The sequence below is a fragment of the Noviherbaspirillum aridicola genome (assembly GCF_019656455.1).
GTDB lineage: Bacteria > Pseudomonadota > Gammaproteobacteria > Burkholderiales > Burkholderiaceae_D > Noviherbaspirillum > Noviherbaspirillum aridicola.
Map to the genome: position 1 here is coordinate 201,596 of NZ_BPMK01000002.1, position 16,206 is coordinate 217,801.

The following is a 16,206-nucleotide window of genomic DNA, read 5'->3' on the forward strand; positions in this document are numbered from 1 at the left end:
CTTAAACCCTAAACGCCAGCGACGGAAGGGCCTTGCGGCCCTGTTGCAAACTACGCAGTGTCCAGTATTACTACTGATGGCGCGACATGGTGCTGGCGGTCCTGCCGCTCGCCCATGCGGGCTCGGCGAGCGTGGCCTGGCGGGTGGCGGCGATGCTGATGTCTTCGTGGCGGGTGCGGAAAACATAATCGTACAGGGGATGCCGTGCCTCGCGCCACATCGGTTCCGCCTGCGACACCTGCATCGCCATCACGCGGTGCGGCATACCGGCGGCATGACGCAGGGGGATGAAGCCCTGGCCGGGATAGACATCCCTGAACATCAGCCGTTCGTACTGGCGGTCGATCGGCGAACGGCCGGCGATCACCATCCAGTCCACGCCCTGCGCGGCGCAGTAGAGGAAGTAAGCCTTGAACAGCGCGGTCTTGACCACCCGGCCGATGCGTTCTTCGGTCACGCCCAGGCGCACGGCCTCCGCCAGCGGCCTGCCCTGAAGCCAGTCGGGCAGTTCCAGCGAGCGCTCCAGCGCGAGCGGCCGGTAGCGGTTGGTTTCGATGCGCATGGTACCGAGCGGCGCGCCGTCCATCTTGGATTCGGCGAGCAGCACGGCGACGCCGTCCTCGAAATCGGTGGGCTCCGGGCGGGCCAGGGTGGCGGCGAAGTCCGGCAGGTGGCGCGCATAGGCCGAGTGCCGGATCTGCACGGCTTTCCACAGATCGTCCTGGGTGCCGGCGACGCGGAGGGTAAAGGGCAGGCGTTCGTCGTTGAGCGCTTGTTCGCCGGTTCGGCTGGCGGCGTCAAGGTCGGCGTCGAGCAGGGCTTTGAGTTGCAGCATGTCTTTCCTCATCTGGAAGCTGGTCGAGCCCGGATCGGCTTATTTTCCGAACGTGGGGCGCTTAACCGGCGGCAATGCTCGCCGGAAAACCAAGTATTGCAGAAGAGAAATTGCTGACGCGACCTTTGTTTAGATTTGTTTCATAGTTCCTTTTTGATACCGTCATCCGACGAAGGCTCCGGCAGGGCGGTCATTTGTGACTGAGGCGAGCCGGCGGCGTCGAGGCGGAACACGCTGACGATCTGCTCGAGATGTTCGGCCTGCTCCTGCAGGGAGGCGGCTGCGGCGGCGGCCTGCTCGACGAGGGCGGCGTTCTGCTGCGTCACGCTGTCCATTTCGCCGACGGCCTCGTTGACCTGCTCGATGCCGGCCGTCTGCTCATCGCTGGCGGCGGCGATTTCTCCCATGATGTCGGTCACATGGCGGATGCTGCCGACGATCTCCGTCATCGTCGCGCCGGTCTGATGCACCAGCCGGGTTCCGCTTTCGACCTTGCCGACCGAGTCGCCGATCAGCGTGCTGATCTCCCGGGCGGCGGTCGCCGAGCGCTGGGCCAGGCTGCGGACTTCCGCCGCCACCACCGCGAAGCCGCGGCCCTGCTCGCCCGCACGCGCCGCTTCCACCGCCGCATTGAGCGCGAGGATGTTGGTCTGGAACGCGATGCTGTCGATGACGCCGATGATGTCGGCGATTTTCTTCGAGGAGGCGTTGATGCCGTCCATCGTGGCCACGACCTGCGCCACCATATCGCCGCCCTTGCGCGCGACTTCGGACGCGGACATCGCGAGCTGGTTCGCCTGGCGCGCGTTGTCCGCGTTCTGACGCACGGTGGAGGTCAGTTCTTCCATCGAGGAGGCCGTCTTGTCCAGCGAGCCGGCCTGCAGTTCGGTGCGGGAGGACAGATCGGCATTGCCCTGGGCGATCTCGCCGGAGGCGGTGAAGATGGTGTCGGTGCCTTCGCGCACCCTGGATACGATGCGCACCAGGCTGGCGTTCATGTCGGCCAGCGCCTGCTGCAGCCGGCCGATTTCATTGCCGGAGTCCACCGCGATCTTCTGCGTCAGGTCGCCGCCGGCAATGCCGAGCGCCACCTGGACGGCGCCCTCGAGCGGACGCGTCACCACCCGCCGGATGAAGGGATAGATCAGCAGCAGCACCGGAATGCAGGTGACGATCGCGGCCAGGATGGATTTCATCCGCTGGTCGGCGACCCCGGCGTTGACCTTGTCGAGCGAGAGCTTCATGCTGACGACGCCCAGCACGGTGTTCTCCGGAACCTGGTGGCAGGCGATGCAATCCTTGCCAAGCGAATTGCGCAGCGCCAGCGCGGGGCGTACGGTGCGCAGGTATTCGCCGCTGGCGTCGCGCTCCACGCGGACCACTTCCTTGCCGCTGGCCAGCACCTGCTTTTCCAGCTCGTCGGGCGTGGCGTCCTTGGATGCGCCGGGTCCGAACAGCTTGCTGACGGCTTCGCCCCGCAGCACCCGCAGGTCGCGGATGGTGCCGAGCTGCTTGACCTGGTCGAGAAAGACATCGCGCTGCTGCACGGTGCCGGTCACCATCATGCCGGTCAGGCCGGCCATGGTCGCGTCGTGCATGCTGAGCGAGAAATCGCTGGCCTGCTCGATGGCGGCCTCCCTGTACACGTGTCCCTGCCAGGCGATGACGCCGGACCAGACGACAAGCAGCGCGACGCCGATGGTTGTCAGCAACTGGACCCAGATCTTCTTGTTTGCGGCGCGCACCATGTTTCCTTTCCTGTCGCTTGACGTGGCTGTTCCCGCCGGTCGATTCCGGCGAGACCGCAGTGTAATGAGTATTCCCGTAAAGAAAGATTGATTAAAGTCAATTTTTCTCGGGTGGCCGGGGATGGCTGCGTGGCTTTCCTGGAGAGGGAAGGAATGAGTGCGCCGGCGGGGCGGCCGGCGCGGGGGCGGATATCAGACGTCGAAGAAAACCGTCTCCGCCTCGCCCTGGATGCGGATGTCGAAGCGGTAGACGACCGCGCCGTCGCGCTCGCTGCGCTCGGCGATCAGCGTCTTGCGCCGCACTTCCCACTCGATCAGATTGAGCACGGGGTCGGCGGCATTGGCGGCGGCTTCATCGCTGAAGTACATGCGGGTATTGAGGCCGATGTTGATGCCGCGGGCGACGATCCAGAAGTTGACATGCGGCGCCATGACGCGGCCGCCGCGGCCTTCCACCGGCCCGGGCTTCACGGTTTCGAAGCGGTACAGGCCGGTCTCGAAATCGGAGCAGGCGCGGCCCCAGCCCTGGAAGGCGGAATCGAGCGGCTTGGGCTGGCGGTCGGCCGGGTGGTTGTAGCGGCCGTCGGCATTGGCCTGCCAGATCTCGACCAGCACGTCGCGCAGCGGCGTTCCGGAGCCGTCGATCACGCGGCCTTCGATGACGATGCGTTCGCCCCGGGTCTGCGGTCCGGCCAGCACGTTGCTGAAATTTTTCTCGAAGATGTCGAAGCCCGCCGCATGCGGCGCCAGGCCGATGTGCACGTACGGCCCGGCGGTCTGCGACGCGGTTTCCCTGAGCGTGTTGAGCTGATTGAGCATTAACTTCCTCCCTGCAGGCGGTTTTCGAAGAGCGTCGCGCGCGCGCCGCGCAGCACGATGTCGAAGCGGTAGGCGAGGCTGTCCAGCGGTATGCCGTGCGCCCGGTCGAGCGGCGCGATCAGGCCGCGTACCGCTTCGTCGTCGCGGATGGAACGCAGGATCGGGTCGTGCGCGATCAGCGGATCGCCCTCGAAATACATCTGCGTGATCAGACGCTGCGCCCAGCCGCTTCCCGCGATCGAGAAATGGATGTGCGAGGGGCGCCAGTCGTTGATGCGGTTGCGCCAGGGGTAGGGGCCGGGCTTGATGGTGCGGAAGAAGTAGTAGCCGCTGGCATCGGTCATCATGCGGCCGCAGCCGCCGAAGTTCGGATCGATCGGCGCGATGTACTGATCCTTCTTGTGGCGGTAGCGTCCGCCCGCGTTGGCCTGCCAGACTTCGACCAGCGCATCCGGCACCGGGCGGCCGAACTCGTCGCGCACGAAGCCGTGCACCACGATGCGCTCGCCGACGGGCAGGCCGTCCTTCGCATAGTTGAGGATCAGGTCGTTGTCCTTCGGACCGAGCATGGCGCGGTCGAAAACCGGCCCCGTGACTTCGGACAGGCTTTGCTGCAGGGAGATCAGGGCGTTCTTCGGCGAACGCAGCACCGAGGTCTTGTAATCGGGGGCGAAGGCCGGCGGGTGGACCGCCGGGTTGCGGGGCAGGTACTCGTGATCCTGTTCTGTCATGCGCGTCTCCATTCCTGGGAATCCCGCTGACTCTATGCGTGAAGATTGCTCATGTAAATTGAATTGTTGGCGCGGGATTGATAACCTGCCGTTATGGAAAAAGACTTGTTCAAGAGCCGGGTGCGGCTGCGTCATCTGGATTGCTTCGTCTGCGTCGCCGAAACCGGGCATCTCGGCAAGGCCGCGGCGCGTCTGAGACTGACTCAGCCGGCGGTCTCCAAGACGCTCAACGAGCTGGAAGAGATCGTCGGCCAGCAATTGCTCGCCCGGGGCCGCGCCGGCTCCAGCCTCACGCCGGAAGGCAAGCGCTTCCTGGCGCATGCGTCGGCGGTCATGGCCGCGCTGCACGCGGCGCAGGCGTCGGTCGCGGCGGCGCCGGATGCACCGCCCGCAGTGCTGCGGGTCGGCGCGCTGCCCACCGTGGCGCCGGCCATGCTGCCGGCGGCGCTGCAGGTCTTTCGCGAGCGGTACCCGCGCACCCGGGTTGAGGTGAGGACCGGCACCAACGGTGCGCTGATCGCGATGCTGCGGGCCGGGGAGATCGATCTCGCGGTGGCGCGCATGGCCGAGCCGGAAAGCATGCTCGGGCTGAGCTTCGAGCTGCTGCATGTCGAGCCCGTGGTGCTGGCGGTGCGCCCCGGGCATCCGCTCGCCGGGCGGCCGATCAGCCTGGACGAGGCCGCCGCCTATCCCATCGTCATCTCGGCCAGCGGCACGGTGCCGCGCCATCATACGGAGAGCATGTTCCGCTCGCGGGGACTGGCGCTGCCGGAAGGGCGGGTGGAGACATTGTCGGTCTCGCTGTCGCGGCAGCTCGCCCGGCACGGCGACAGCATCTGGTTCACGCCCGCCGGCACCGTGCATGACGACGTGCGGGACGGCGTGCTCGCGCTGCTGGTACTGCCGACGACGGGCATGGAAGAGCCGGTCGGCCTGCTGCGCCAGGCCGAGTCGACGCCCGGCATTGCCGCCGCCGCGCTGATCAACGCGCTGCGCGACGAGGCGGGCCGCCGGCGCTGATCAGGGCAGCAGCACCGCCAGCTCCTGCGCGCCCTTGCGCAGCACCGGCAGGAAGTCTTCCCGCATCTGCCGGCTGTTGACGCGCGCCGCCTGCGCGCCCACGTTCAGCGCCGCCACCACCTTGCCGGAGGCGCCGCGCACCGGCACCGCGATCGAGCGCAGGCCGACTTCCAGTTCTTCCTCCACCAGCGCGTAGCCGTCCTGCCGCACCTCGGCGAGGATTTCGCGCAGCCTCGCTTCAGACACCACCGTGCGATCGGTCATGGCCTTGAGTTCCACCCGCGCGAAGTAGGCGTCGAGGGCTTCCGGCGGCAGGTGCGCCAGCAGGTTGCGGCCGTTCGACGTGCAATAGGCGGGCAGGCGGCTGCCGGTATTGAGCGAGACCGACATCACCCGCGAGGTCGCCGAACGCGCGACGTACAGCACTTCATTCTCTTCCAGCATTGCCAGCGAGCAGGATTCGTTGAGCGTGCGGCTGATCTGGTTGAGGAAAGGCAGCGCGGACACGGTCAGCGGCGTCGACGACAGATAGGAATAGCCGAGCGTGAGCACCTTGGGCTTGAGCGAGAAGTTGTTGCCGTCGGCGTCGGCGTAGCCGAGCTGCCGCAGGGTATGCAGGCAGCGGCGCACCGCCGCGCGCGGAATGCCGGTGCGATGGCTGATCTGGGCGATGGTCAGGCTGCGGCGCTGGTCGCTGAAGGCGCGGATCACCGCCAGTCCGCGCGCCAGCGAGGTCATGAAGTTGGGATCCGTGAGCGCATCGATTTCCTCCGCGATGCTCGGGCCGGCACCCTGCACGCGCGGCTTGCCGTTCCTGCTGTCGTCCATCGAAAGTCTTCCCTTGAATTCCTGTTCGGTAGCCGCACTGAATCCGCCGGCCCGCCTTGACGCTGAATTGCCAGAATAAATACACTCGATTCGTTCATTTATCAAACAGTTGTTCGATTATCGAACAACACGGAGCAATCGCAGCGGGACCTTCCACGTGATTAACAAGATCTGCGAGTCTTACGCGTCGGCGCTGGCCGACGTGCGCGATGGCGCGACGGTGATGATCGGCGGCTTCGGCAATGCCGGCATGCCGGTGCAGCTGATCGACGCCCTGATCGACCAGGGCGCGCGCGACCTCACCATCGTCAACAACAATGCCGGCAACGGCGACACCGGCCTGGCGGCGCTGCTCAAGGCAAAGCGGGTGCGCAAGATCATCTGCTCGTTTCCGCGCCAGACCGACTCCTGGCACTTCGACGCGCTCTACCGCGCGGGCGAAATCGAGCTCGAACTCACGCCGCAGGGCAACCTGGCCGAGCGCATCCGCGCGGCCGGCGCCGGCATCGGCGGCTTCTTCACGCCGACCGGCTACGGCACCATGCTGGCCGAGGGCAAGGAAACCCGCCTGATCGACGGCCGGCACTATGTGCTCGAGTACCCGATCCACGCCGATTTCGCGCTGATCAAGGCATTGCGCGCCGACCGCTGGGGCAACCTGGTGTACCGCAAGACCGCGCGCAACTTCGGCCCCATCATGGCCATGGCCGCGCGCTGCACGATCGCGCAGGTCGATGAAGTGGTGGCGCTCGGGGAACTCGATCCGGAAGCCATCGTGACTCCCGGGATTTTCGTGCAGCGCGTGGTGCGCGAAGGAGGTCCGCAATGAAGCGCATGACACGCAACGACATGGCCGCGCGCCTGGCCCGGGACATTCCCGACGGCGCCATCGTCAATCTCGGCATCGGGCTGCCGACGCTGGTCGCCAACTTCCTGCCGGCCGACCGCGAGATCCTGCTGCATTCCGAGAACGGCGTGCTCGGCATGGGGCCGGCGCCGGCGCAGGGCGAGGAAGACCCGGACCTGATCAACGCGGGCAAGCAGCCGGTGACCCTGCTGCCGGGCGGCGCCTATTTCCACCATGCCGACTCCTTCGCCATGATGCGCGGCGGCCATCTCGACATCTGCGTGCTCGGCGCCTTCCAGGTATCGGAAAAGGGCGACCTCGCCAACTGGCACACCGGCGCCCCCGATGCGATCCCCGCGGTCGGCGGCGCGATGGATCTCGCCATCGGCGCCAGGCAGGTGTTCGTCATGATGGAACACCAGGCCAGGAGCGGCGAAAGCAAGATCGTTGCACAATGCAGCTATCCGCTCACCGGCGTCGGCTGCGTCAGCCGCATCTACACCGATCTCGCGGTGATCGATGTCACGGACGGCGGGCTGGTGGTGCGCGAAATGGTCGAAGGCCTGTCCTTCGAGGAATTGCAGAAGATAACCGGCGTGCCGCTGCGACTGCAGCCGCCCTCAGACCAGGAGACAGCATGAAACAGGCATTCATCTGCGACGCGATTCGCACCCCCATCGGCCGCTACGGCGGCGCGCTCAAGGACGTGAGGGCGGACGATCTCGGCGCGATTCCGCTGCGCGCGCTGATCGAGCGCAATCCCGGCGTCGACTGGACCGCGGTGCAGGACGTGATCTACGGCTGCGCCAACCAGGCCGGCGAAGACAACCGCAATGTGGCGCGCATGGCGCTGCTGCTGGCCGGACTGCCGCAGGATATCGGCGGCGCCACCATCAACCGGCTGTGCGGCTCGGGCATGGATGCGGTCGGCACGGCCGCGCGCGCGATCAAGTCGGGCGAGGCCGGCCTGATGATCGCCGGCGGCGTGGAATCCATGACCCGTGCGCCCTTCGTCATGGGCAAGGCGGACAGCGCCTTCTCGCGCAGCGCGGCGATCTACGACACCACCATCGGCTGGCGCTTCGTCAATGCGAAGATGAAGGCGGAGTACGGCGTCGATTCGATGCCCGAGACCGCGGAGAACGTGGCCACCGATTATCAGGTCAACCGCGAAGACCAGGACCGTTTCGCGCTCGCCAGCCAGGCCAAGGCATCGCAGGCGCAGAAGAACGGCATCCTGGCGCAGGAAATCGTGCCGGTCACCATCCCGCAGAAGAAGGGCGATGCGCTGCTGGTCGAGCATGACGAACATCCCCGCGCCACCAGCCTGGAAGCGCTGGCGAAGCTCAAGGGCGTGGTCAGGCCCGACGGCACGGTCACCGCCGGCAATGCGTCCGGCGTGAACGACGGCGCCTGCGCGCTGCTGCTGGCCGACGAGGATGCGGCGCAACGCTTCGGACTGACGCCGCGCGCGCGGGTGGTCGGCATGGCCACCGCCGGCGTGCCGCCCCGTGTCATGGGCATCGGCCCGGCGCCGGCGACGCAGAAGCTGCTGCAGCAGCTCGGCATGACGATAGACCAGATGGATGTGATCGAGCTGAACGAAGCCTTCGCCGCGCAGGGGCTGGCGGTGATGCGCCTGCTCGGCCTGCGCGACGACGATCCCCGCGTCAATCCCAATGGCGGCGCGATCGCCCTCGGCCATCCGCTCGGCATGAGCGGCGCGCGCCTCGTCACCACCGCGATGTATCAGCTGCACCGGACGGGCGGCCGCTACGCGCTGTGCACGATGTGCATCGGTGTCGGCCAGGGCATCGCCATGGTCATCGAGCGCGTCTGAATCATGCAGGCCCTGCCGCTTGCCGGTCTCACCGGCGCCCTGTTCTCGACGCCGGCGATGCGCGAGACCTTCTCCGCACGGGCCTGCGTCCAGCGCATGCTGGATTTCGAAGCGGCGCTGGCGCGGGCGCAGGCACGCACCGGGGTCATTCCTTCCGCCTGCGCGGCGCCCATCGCCGCCGCCTGCGACGCGGCGCACATCGATACCGAGCAGCTGGCGCAGGCCGCAGCGCTTGCCGGCAATCTCGCCATTCCCCTCGTCAGGCAGCTGACCGCCGTCGTCGCGGCGACCGACCCGGAGGCCGCGCGTTTCGTGCACTGGGGCGCGACCAGCCAGGATGCGATCGACACCGGGCTGGTGCTGCAGATGCGCGATGCGCTCGACCTGATCGATACCGACCTGGCGTCGCTGTCGTCGGCCCTCGCCGCGCTGGCGTCCCGTCACCGCGACACGGTGATGGCCGGCCGCACCTGGATGCAGCATGCCTTGCCCGTCAGCTTCGGCCTCAAGGCCGCCGGCTGGCTGGACGGCGTGCAGCGGCACCGGGAGCGGCTTGCCGCGCTGCGGCCGCGCCTGCTGGTGCTGCAGTTCGGCGGCGCCGCCGGCACGCTGGCCAGCCTCGGCGGCAAGGGGCTGGCGGTGGCGCAGGCGCTGGCGGATGAACTCGGCCTCGGCCTGCCGGCCATGCCATGGCACGGACAGCGCGACAGTCTGGCCGAAGCCGCTGCCGTGCTCGGCATGCTGACCGGCTCGCTCGGCAAGATGGCGCGCGACATCGCGCTGCTGACGCAGACCGAGGTCGGTGAAGCGGCCGAACCAGCGGCCGAAGGCAAGGGCGGATCCTCGACCATGCCGCACAAGCAGAATCCGGTGGGCTGCGCGGCGGTGCTGGCCGCCGCCGCCCGCGTGCCCGCGCTGGTATCCACCATGCTGTCCGCGATGGTGCAGGAACATGAGCGTGCGCTCGGCGGCTGGCAGGCGGAATGGGACAGCCTGCCCGACATCGTGCTGCTGGCGGCGGGCGCGCTGCGGCAGGCGACGACGATGGCCGAGGGGCTGACGGTGAATCCGCAGCGCATGCGCGCCAATCTCGACACCACTGGTGGCCTGATCATGGCCGAGGCGGTCGCGCTCGCCCTCGGCGCCCGGCTCGGCCGGCTGCAGGCGCATGAGCTGGTGGAGGCCGCCTGCCGCCGCGCGGTGCAGTCCGGACGTCCGCTGCGCGAAGTCCTGCGCGAGGACAGCGCGGTCGCCGCGCAGCTTTCCCCACAACAGATAGACAGTCTGCTGGAGCCAACCGGCTACCTCGGCCAGTCCGGCGCATTCATTGACCGCGTGCTGGCCGCGCAGCCGCCACGCACTTTACGGGAGTAGACATGCCAGTGCTTGAACAGGCCGGACTGCGGCTGAACTACCTGGTCGAGGGACGCGAGGACGCACCCTGGCTGATCCTGTCGAATTCGCTCGGCACCACGCTGCAGATGTGGGCGCCGCAGATGCCGGAGCTGCTCAGGCATTTCCGCGTGCTGCGCTACGACACGCGCGGGCATGGCGGCTCCTCGGTGCCGGCCGGACCGTACACCATCGATCGGCTCGGCGGCGATGTGCTGGCGCTGATGGATGCGCTCGGCGTCCGGCGCGCGCATTTCTGCGGACTGTCGATGGGCGGCATGACCGGCATCTGGATGGGGGTCCATCAGCAGCAGCGCCTCGATCGTCTCGTCCTGTGCAACACGGCGGCGCAGATCGGACCCGCCTCCAACTGGAACGCGCGCATAGAAAAGGTCCGTGGCGAAGGCATGGAAGCCATCGTGCTTGCGGTGATCGAGCGCTGGTTCACCGGCGGCTTCGCGGCGCGCGCGCCGGAGAAGGTGGACCAGGTACGCGCGATGCTGCTCGGGACCGACCGTGAAGGCTATGTCGCCAACTGCGCGGCGGTGCGCGACATGGACCAGCGCGATGCGGTCGCGCGCATCGGCGTCCCGACGCTCGTGATCGCCGGCACGCACGACCTCGCCACGCCGGCCAAGGATGGCAAGTGGCTGTCGCAGCAGATTCCGGGGGCGCGGTATCTCGAGCTGGATGCCGCCCACCTGTCGAACTGGGAACAGCCGGCGCGGTTCACGGATGCACTGACGGGCTTCCTGCTGCAGGAGGACCGCCATGGATGAGCGCGAACGCCACGCCAGGGGCATGGAAGTGCGGCGCGCCGTGCTCGGCGACGCGCATGTCGACCGCACGCAGGCCGCGCTGTCGCCATTCAACGGCGAGTTCCAGGACCTGATCACGCGCTACGCGTGGGGAGAGATCTGGACCCGGCCGGGACTGCCGCGACATACCCGCAGCCTGCTGACCATCATGGCGATGGTGGCGCTCAACCGCGAGCAGGAACTGAAGCTGCATCTGCGCGCGGCCGCCAGCAACGGCGTCAGCCGCGACGAGATCAAGGAAGTCCTGCTGCAGGCGGCGATCTATTGCGGCGTGCCGGCCGCCAATTCCGCCTTTCACCTCGCGCAGGAAGTGTTCCGGCAGATGGATGAGGAAGTGAAGTAAGAGCGGCGCAGCCACCTGCGCGAGGGCGCGAAGACGCCCCGACGACAACATGCAAGGAGACCACATGCATCACCACCCGCACCCTATGCCATGGAGGCCGCGATGATCGGCGTCCTGTTCGACGGCATCGCCTACGGCAGCCTGCTGTTCCTGATCAGCGTCGGCCTGTCGGTGACGATGGGACTGATGAACTTCATCAACCTCGCGCACGGCGCATTCGCCATGCTCGGCGGTTATGTCTGCGTCACGCTGATGACGCGGGCCGGCCTGCCTTTCCTGCTGACGCTGCCGCTGGCCTTCATCGCCAGCGCGGTCGTCGGGCTGATCCTGGAGCGCACGCTCTACCGGCGTCTGTACAAGGCGCCGCATCTCGACCAGGTCCTGTTTTCGATCGGCCTGACCTTCATCGCCATCGCCGCCGCGACCTGGCTGTACGGGCCGCAGCAGCAACCGGTGCCGCTGCCCGACTTCCTGCGCGGCCAGGTGTCGCTGTTCGGACTGGATGTCGGCGCCTACCGGCTGTTCATGATCGGCGTGGTTGTGGTGATTACCGTGCTGCTCGCCTGGCTGCTGGAACGCACTCGCTTCGGCGCCCGCATCCGAGCCTCGGTCGACAACCAGGCGGCGTCCGCAGGCCTCGGCATCAACGTCAACCGCATCTTCAGCCTGACCTTCGCGCTCGGTTCCGGACTGGCCGGGCTGGGCGGCGGCCTCGGCATCGACGTGCTCGGCCTTGATCCCACCTTCCCGATCAAGTACATGGTGTATTTCCTGCTGGTGGTCGCCGTCGGCGGCGCCGGCACGATACGCGGCCCGCTGTTCGCCGCGCTGATACTCGGCGTGTTCGACGTGGCCGGCAAATACTACGTGCCGGAGGTCGGCGCTTTCGTCATCTACGCGATGATGGTGGTGCTGCTCCTGCTGTTCCCGTCCGGGCTGCTCGGGAGGCGCGCATGAGCGAACAGATTCTGCGGAGCGACGCGTCCGTGCACATGCCGCCGGCGCGCGCCTTCCGGCTGCCGGATGACCGCTGGACGATCGCCGAACTGGTATTCTGGCTGGCGCCGGTCGCGGCCTTCTTCCTCTTTCCCGGTTACCTCGTGCTCGGCAGCCAGGTGATGATCGTCGGCCTGTTCGCGCTCTCGCTCGACCTGATTCTCGGCTATGCCGGCATGGTCTCGCTCGGTCATGCGGCCTTTTTCGGCGCCGGCGCCTATACCGCCGGCCTGCTGTCGGTGCATGGCTGGGGCGAGCCGCTGTCCGGCCTGCTGGCGGCGGGTCTTGTCGCGGGCGTGCTCGGTTTCCTCGCGAGTTTCCTGGTCGTGCGCGGCCACGACCTGACCCGGCTGATGGTGACGCTGGGCCTCGGCCTGATGCTGTTCGAGGCGGCCAACAAGGCGGCCTTCATCACCGGCGGCGTCGACGGCCTGTCCGGCATGAACATGGGCAAGCTGTTCGGCGTGTTCGAATTCGACCTGTACGGCAAGACCGGCTATCTGTATAGCCTGGCGGTGCTGTTTCTCATCTTCGTCTTCGCCCGCCGGCTGGTCAGCTCGCCGTTCGGCCTGAGCCTGGTCGGCATCCGCGAAGGCGCGCGCCGCATGCCCGCGATCGGCGCCAGCGTCAACCGGCGGCTGACCGCGATCTTTACCGTCAGCGCGGCCATCGCCGGCATCGCCGGCGGCCTGCTGGCGCAGACCACGCAGTTCGTCGGGCTGGAATCATTGAGCTTCTCGCGCTCGGCGGAGCTGCTGATCATCCTCGTGCTCGGCGGCACCGGCCGGCTGTACGGCGCGCTGGTCGGCGCGCTGGTGTTCATGCTGGCGCAGGATTACATCGCCGGCCTCGACCCGGTCTACTGGCAGTTCTGGATCGGTCTGCTGCTGATCGTGATCGTGCTGTTCGGACGCGGCGGCATCCTCGGCGGCCTCGAGCGCCTGGTCGCGCCGCTGCGCCGGGGCAGGAAGGAGGGCGCGCGATGAACACCCTGCTTCGGACCGAGGGCCTGGGCAAGCGCTGGGGTCCCTTCGTCGCCAACAGCGACATCAGCCTGCGATTCGAACCCGGCGCGCGCCATGCGCTGATCGGTCCCAACGGCGCCGGCAAGACCACCTTCATCAACCTGCTGACCGGCTATCTCGCGCCGAGCGAGGGGCGGGTGTTCTTCGGCGACGAAGACATCACCGCGCTGCCGCAGCATCAGCGCGTCAAGCGCGGCATGACCCGCACCTTTCAGATCAATACGCTGTTCGCCGGACTGACCGTGCTGGAATCCGTCGCGCTGGCGATCTTCGAGCGTGAAGGCATGCACCGCGTCTGGCACCGCACCGCGGCCAGCCGGAGCGACGTGGTCGACGAAGCGGTAGCGCTGCTCGGCCGCCTCAACCTGGAGCGCGACGCCGACACACTGACCTCGAATCTGCCTTACGGCAAGCAGCGCCTGGTGGAGATCGCGCTGGCGCTGGCGACGCGGCCGAAGGTATTGTTGCTCGACGAGCCTGCCGCGGGCATCCCCACCGCCGAGAGCGCCGAGCTGTTCGATGCGATCGCGCGACTGCCGCGCGACGTCACCGTGCTCTTCATCGAGCATGACATGAACCTGGTGTTCCGTTTCGCCGAGCGCATCACCGTGCTGGTCGGCGGCAAGGTGCTGACAGAAGGCACGCCGGCCGGGATCGCCGCCGATCCGCGCGTGAAGGAAGTCTATCTGGGGGAGGCCGAGCATGGCTGAACTGCTGGCATTCGACAATGTTTCGGCCGGCTACGGCAATTCGGTGGTGCTGGAGCAGATTTCCTTCCGCATGCAGGAAGGCGACAGCCTGGCGGTGCTCGGCCGCAACGGCGTGGGCAAGACCAGCCTGCTCATCACGCTGATGGGCCTTACCCGGCGCCATGCGGGCAGCATCCTCTGGCGCGGGCGGGACATCAGCCGCATGCCCACGCATCAGCGTGCGCAGAGCGGGCTGGGCTGGGTGCCGCAGGAACGCTTCATCTTCCCCTCGCTGTCGGTGGAAGAACACCTGACCGCGGTCGCGCGCCCCGGCGAATGGACCGTGGACAAGGTGTACCGCCTGTTCCCGCGCCTGCAGGAGCGCCGCGGCAACATGGGCAACCAGTTGTCGGGCGGCGAACAGCAGATGCTCGCGATCGCGCGCGCGCTGATGGTCAATCCCTCGCTGCTGCTGCTCGATGAACCGATGGAAGGACTGGCGCCGGTGATCGTGCAGGAGCTGACGCGTGCCATCCGCTCACTGGTGGAGGATCGCGGCCTGTCGGTCATCGTCGTCGAACAGCATGCGCGGCTTGCCCTGTCGCTGACGCGCCGCGCGATGGTGCTCGATCGCGGCAGGATAGTGCATGAGTCCGACAGCGCCTCGCTGCTTGCGGATGACGACGCCCTTCGCAGGCTGGTCGCGGTCGCCTGAGCGGTGCGCGCCGCCCGGCCGCGCCGGTTCCTTGCTCGCCGATAACCGAAACGGCCTTCCTCGCGTATTTTGAGCACGGTCAAGAGTACGCGTTTACTACTCCCCTCGCCGGCAGGATGGCTGGACTATCCTTCAGCTCATTCGAGGATCATGCACCCGGAACGGCGTTGCCCGCAACGCGCCGCCGGCTGCCGCCTCTTCATTCCCCGCGCGAGTGCCGCCATGTCCGCCGATGACAAGTACCTGGATTTCGAGATCACCATCTGGGAGGACGCCGGCACTTACCGCGCCCGCGCCTGTTCGCCTGCCGGCAGTTCCGCCATCGCCCCGCTGCCGGCCATCATCGGCAGCACGGGGAGCGCGGCCAACGTCAGGCTGCGACTGGAGAACAGCATGCTGCGCGGGACGAAGCACATCCGGGGCGTGCCGAGCAGCGCCGAGCGCCACCTCGAGGAATTCGGGCACGCGATCTTCGACGGTCTGCTCGGGCCGTCCAGCCCCTTCTCCGCGCTGTTTCAGGCCAGCCTCCTCATCGCCAGCTCCCAGCATCCCCGAGTGAAGGGCCTGCGCCTGGTGCTCGGGATCGAGGCGCCCGAACTCGCCCAGCTGCCATGGGAGTATCTCTACGACGCCGCGCGTCACCAGTGGCTCGGCCTGAGCTATGGCTCACCCATCGTGCGTTTCCTCGTGGTCGACAGGCCGAGCGGCGTCATCGATGTCGACGGTCCGCTCAACGTGCTGGGGATCATCGCCAATCCCGGCGGCGAATGGCCGCTGCTCGATGCGGAAGGCGAGCGCAACCGCATCGAACAGGCGATGAAGAACCTGGCGCGGGAACGCCGCATCAAGTTTTCCTAGGCGCCGAGAGGCACGCTCAGGCAGTTGCGCAGGATGGTGGAGCGGGCGAAGGAGCCCTGGCATGTGTTTCACTTCATCGGCCATGGCGGCGTGCCCGAATGGACGGAGGATCAGGGCGACAGCGAACAGGAGGGCTTTCTGGTTTTCGCGCATGAAAGCGGCGGCGCCGAAAAGGTGTCCGCGCGCGAGCTCTGCCATCACCTCGAAAGCTACCATCACGGCATGCCGCAGCTTGTCGTGCTCAACAGTTGCGAGGGCGCCTGCGCCGGCCGCAACGGGCGCGTGCGCAGCCCCGCCACGGCACTGATCCATGCTGGCGTGCCGGCGGTCGTCGCCATGCAGTTCCCGATCAGCGACGAGGCGGCGATCCAGTTCGGCGAAGCGTTCTACCGTTCGCTGGTGGACAACCAGCCGCTGGAGGCTGCGCTGACCACGGCGCGCAAGCGCATCTATAGCGAATGCCCGCTCGAGTGGGGCATACCGGTGCTCTACACGCGCGCCGGCGGCGGACCGCTGTTCTCGGGCCTGAAGCCGCAGCCCGGGGTCGCCACGTCCCGCTCCGCGCTCAACGCGCCGCAGCAGGCCGGGCAGAACGCGAGAAACAAGCTGAAAGCGCTGCTGTCGCGGACCGTCGAACTCCGCCAGTAGCCCCGCCCCGGCAGGGGAGCCGCCAGGGGGAGCCGCCAAGGGGAGCCGTCACAG

General features: G+C 67.5%; 17 protein-coding genes and 1 pseudogene. 13 read left to right on the plus strand and 5 right to left on the minus strand.

The genetic code is table 11. The annotated features are described in order from the left end of the window. Positions 1-70 precede the first annotated feature (70 nt). From NCCP691_RS02795 to pcaH, 4 genes are all read right to left on the minus strand, one after another. The gene (locus NCCP691_RS02795) at positions 71-835 is read right to left on the minus strand and encodes a hypothetical protein (protein ID WP_220806718.1); all 765 of its coding nucleotides are present in this window, start codon (positions 833-835) and stop codon (positions 71-73) included. A gap of 140 nt (positions 836-975) precedes the next feature. Beyond that, positions 976-2,583 carry a methyl-accepting chemotaxis protein gene (locus NCCP691_RS02800; protein ID WP_220806719.1) on the minus strand — a complete coding sequence of 536 codons (1,608 nt, stop codon included), beginning with the start codon at positions 2,581-2,583 and terminating at the stop codon, positions 976-978. Between the two features lie 192 nt (positions 2,584-2,775). After that, on the minus strand, positions 2,776-3,402 hold the full coding sequence (gene pcaG / locus NCCP691_RS02805; RefSeq protein ID WP_220806720.1) for a protocatechuate 3,4-dioxygenase subunit alpha: 627 nt from the start codon (positions 3,400-3,402) through the stop codon (positions 2,776-2,778). After that, complete coding sequence (pcaH, locus tag NCCP691_RS02810) at positions 3,402-4,133, minus strand: protocatechuate 3,4-dioxygenase subunit beta (protein ID WP_220806721.1); 732 nt, start codon at positions 4,131-4,133, stop codon at positions 3,402-3,404. The genes pcaG and pcaH overlap by 1 nt, the downstream gene beginning before the upstream one ends. Positions 4,134-4,226: 93 nt before the next feature. Here pcaH and NCCP691_RS02815 point away from each other — a divergent pair, with 93 nt between their 5' ends. Continuing rightward, entirely contained in the window at positions 4,227-5,153 is a 927-nt protein-coding gene (locus tag NCCP691_RS02815) for a LysR substrate-binding domain-containing protein (RefSeq protein ID WP_220806722.1), read from the plus strand. On the opposite strand, the gene NCCP691_RS02820 is transcribed toward NCCP691_RS02815, so the two are convergent. Beyond that, positions 5,154-5,981, minus strand: a complete 828-nt coding sequence (locus NCCP691_RS02820) for an IclR family transcriptional regulator domain-containing protein (protein ID WP_220806723.1) — start codon at positions 5,979-5,981, stop codon at positions 5,154-5,156. Between the two features lie 157 nt (positions 5,982-6,138). On the opposite strand from NCCP691_RS02820, the gene NCCP691_RS02825 reads away from it, so the two are divergent. The 12 genes and pseudogenes from NCCP691_RS02825 to NCCP691_RS02880 form a co-directional block, all read left to right on the plus strand. After that, the gene (locus NCCP691_RS02825; RefSeq protein WP_220806724.1) at positions 6,139-6,810 is read left to right on the plus strand and encodes a 3-oxoacid CoA-transferase subunit A; all 672 of its coding nucleotides are present in this window, start codon (positions 6,139-6,141) and stop codon (positions 6,808-6,810) included. Then, positions 6,807-7,469: a CoA transferase subunit B gene (locus NCCP691_RS02830; protein WP_220806725.1), complete on the plus strand. Its 663-nt coding sequence runs from the start codon at positions 6,807-6,809 to the stop codon at positions 7,467-7,469. Before NCCP691_RS02825 ends, NCCP691_RS02830 begins: the two co-directional genes overlap by 4 nt. Then, a complete protein-coding gene (gene pcaF, locus NCCP691_RS02835; protein WP_220806726.1) occupies positions 7,466-8,668 on the plus strand; it encodes a 3-oxoadipyl-CoA thiolase in 1,203 nt (400 codons plus the stop codon). Before NCCP691_RS02830 ends, pcaF begins: the two co-directional genes overlap by 4 nt. A 3-nt stretch (positions 8,669-8,671) precedes the next feature. After that, positions 8,672-10,042, plus strand: a complete 1,371-nt coding sequence (locus NCCP691_RS02840) for a 3-carboxy-cis,cis-muconate cycloisomerase (protein ID WP_220806727.1) — start codon at positions 8,672-8,674, stop codon at positions 10,040-10,042. 2 nt (positions 10,043-10,044) lie between these two features. Continuing rightward, on the plus strand, positions 10,045-10,839 hold the full coding sequence (gene pcaD, locus NCCP691_RS02845) for a 3-oxoadipate enol-lactonase (RefSeq protein ID WP_220806728.1): 795 nt from the start codon (positions 10,045-10,047) through the stop codon (positions 10,837-10,839). Then, positions 10,832-11,221 (plus strand): 4-carboxymuconolactone decarboxylase, encoded by a 390-nt coding sequence (gene pcaC, locus NCCP691_RS02850; protein WP_220806729.1) that lies wholly within the window; start codon positions 10,832-10,834, stop codon positions 11,219-11,221. The genes pcaD and pcaC overlap by 8 nt, the downstream gene beginning before the upstream one ends. A 90-nt stretch (positions 11,222-11,311) precedes the next feature. Next, positions 11,312-12,178: a branched-chain amino acid ABC transporter permease gene (locus NCCP691_RS02855; protein ID WP_373870317.1), complete on the plus strand. Its 867-nt coding sequence runs from the start codon at positions 11,312-11,314 to the stop codon at positions 12,176-12,178. Positions 12,179-12,213: 35 nt separating this feature from the next. Beyond that, positions 12,214-13,203, plus strand: coding sequence for a branched-chain amino acid ABC transporter permease (locus NCCP691_RS02860; RefSeq protein WP_238482296.1), 990 nt, complete (start codon positions 12,214-12,216; stop codon positions 13,201-13,203). Next, positions 13,200-13,952 carry an ABC transporter ATP-binding protein gene (locus NCCP691_RS02865; RefSeq protein ID WP_220806732.1) on the plus strand — a complete coding sequence of 251 codons (753 nt, stop codon included), beginning with the start codon at positions 13,200-13,202 and terminating at the stop codon, positions 13,950-13,952. Before NCCP691_RS02860 ends, NCCP691_RS02865 begins: the two co-directional genes overlap by 4 nt. Beyond that, entirely contained in the window at positions 13,945-14,646 is a 702-nt protein-coding gene (locus NCCP691_RS02870) for an ABC transporter ATP-binding protein (protein WP_220806733.1), read from the plus strand. Before NCCP691_RS02865 ends, NCCP691_RS02870 begins: the two co-directional genes overlap by 8 nt. Before the next feature lie 222 nt (positions 14,647-14,868). Continuing rightward, the gene (locus NCCP691_RS02875) at positions 14,869-15,504 is read left to right on the plus strand and encodes a hypothetical protein (RefSeq protein WP_220806734.1); all 636 of its coding nucleotides are present in this window, start codon (positions 14,869-14,871) and stop codon (positions 15,502-15,504) included. Positions 15,505-15,522: 18 nt separating this feature from the next. Further along, positions 15,523-16,152, plus strand: a pseudogene (locus tag NCCP691_RS02880) (CHAT domain-containing protein); the annotation flags it as partial. Positions 16,153-16,206 lie beyond the last annotated feature (54 nt).

What these genes read in the sequence shown, in the direction of transcription:
- NCCP691_RS02795 (WP_220806718.1), bottom strand. Translation starts at nt 835, where the DNA reads ATGCTGCAACTCAAAGCCCTGCTCGACGCCGACCTTGACGCCGCCAGC.
- NCCP691_RS02800 (WP_220806719.1), bottom strand. Translation starts at nt 2,583, where the DNA reads ATGGTGCGCGCCGCAAACAAGAAGATCTGGGTCCAGTTGCTGACAACC.
- pcaG (WP_220806720.1), bottom strand. Translation starts at nt 3,402, where the DNA reads ATGCTCAATCAGCTCAACACGCTCAGGGAAACCGCGTCGCAGACCGCC.
- pcaH (WP_220806721.1), bottom strand. Translation starts at nt 4,133, where the DNA reads ATGACAGAACAGGATCACGAGTACCTGCCCCGCAACCCGGCGGTCCAC.
- NCCP691_RS02815 (WP_220806722.1), top strand. Translation starts at nt 4,227, where the DNA reads ATGGAAAAAGACTTGTTCAAGAGCCGGGTGCGGCTGCGTCATCTGGAT.
- NCCP691_RS02820 (WP_220806723.1), bottom strand. Translation starts at nt 5,981, where the DNA reads ATGGACGACAGCAGGAACGGCAAGCCGCGCGTGCAGGGTGCCGGCCCG.
- NCCP691_RS02830 (WP_220806725.1), top strand. Translation starts at nt 6,807, where the DNA reads ATGAAGCGCATGACACGCAACGACATGGCCGCGCGCCTGGCCCGGGAC.
- pcaF (WP_220806726.1), top strand. Translation starts at nt 7,466, where the DNA reads ATGAAACAGGCATTCATCTGCGACGCGATTCGCACCCCCATCGGCCGC.
- NCCP691_RS02840 (WP_220806727.1), top strand. Translation starts at nt 8,672, where the DNA reads ATGCAGGCCCTGCCGCTTGCCGGTCTCACCGGCGCCCTGTTCTCGACG.
- pcaD (WP_220806728.1), top strand. Translation starts at nt 10,045, where the DNA reads ATGCCAGTGCTTGAACAGGCCGGACTGCGGCTGAACTACCTGGTCGAG.
- pcaC (WP_220806729.1), top strand. Translation starts at nt 10,832, where the DNA reads ATGGATGAGCGCGAACGCCACGCCAGGGGCATGGAAGTGCGGCGCGCC.
- NCCP691_RS02855 (WP_373870317.1), top strand. Translation starts at nt 11,312, where the DNA reads ATGGAGGCCGCGATGATCGGCGTCCTGTTCGACGGCATCGCCTACGGC.
- NCCP691_RS02860 (WP_238482296.1), top strand. Translation starts at nt 12,214, where the DNA reads ATGCCGCCGGCGCGCGCCTTCCGGCTGCCGGATGACCGCTGGACGATC.
- NCCP691_RS02865 (WP_220806732.1), top strand. Translation starts at nt 13,200, where the DNA reads ATGAACACCCTGCTTCGGACCGAGGGCCTGGGCAAGCGCTGGGGTCCC.
- NCCP691_RS02870 (WP_220806733.1), top strand. Translation starts at nt 13,945, where the DNA reads ATGGCTGAACTGCTGGCATTCGACAATGTTTCGGCCGGCTACGGCAAT.
- NCCP691_RS02875 (WP_220806734.1), top strand. Translation starts at nt 14,869, where the DNA reads ATGTCCGCCGATGACAAGTACCTGGATTTCGAGATCACCATCTGGGAG.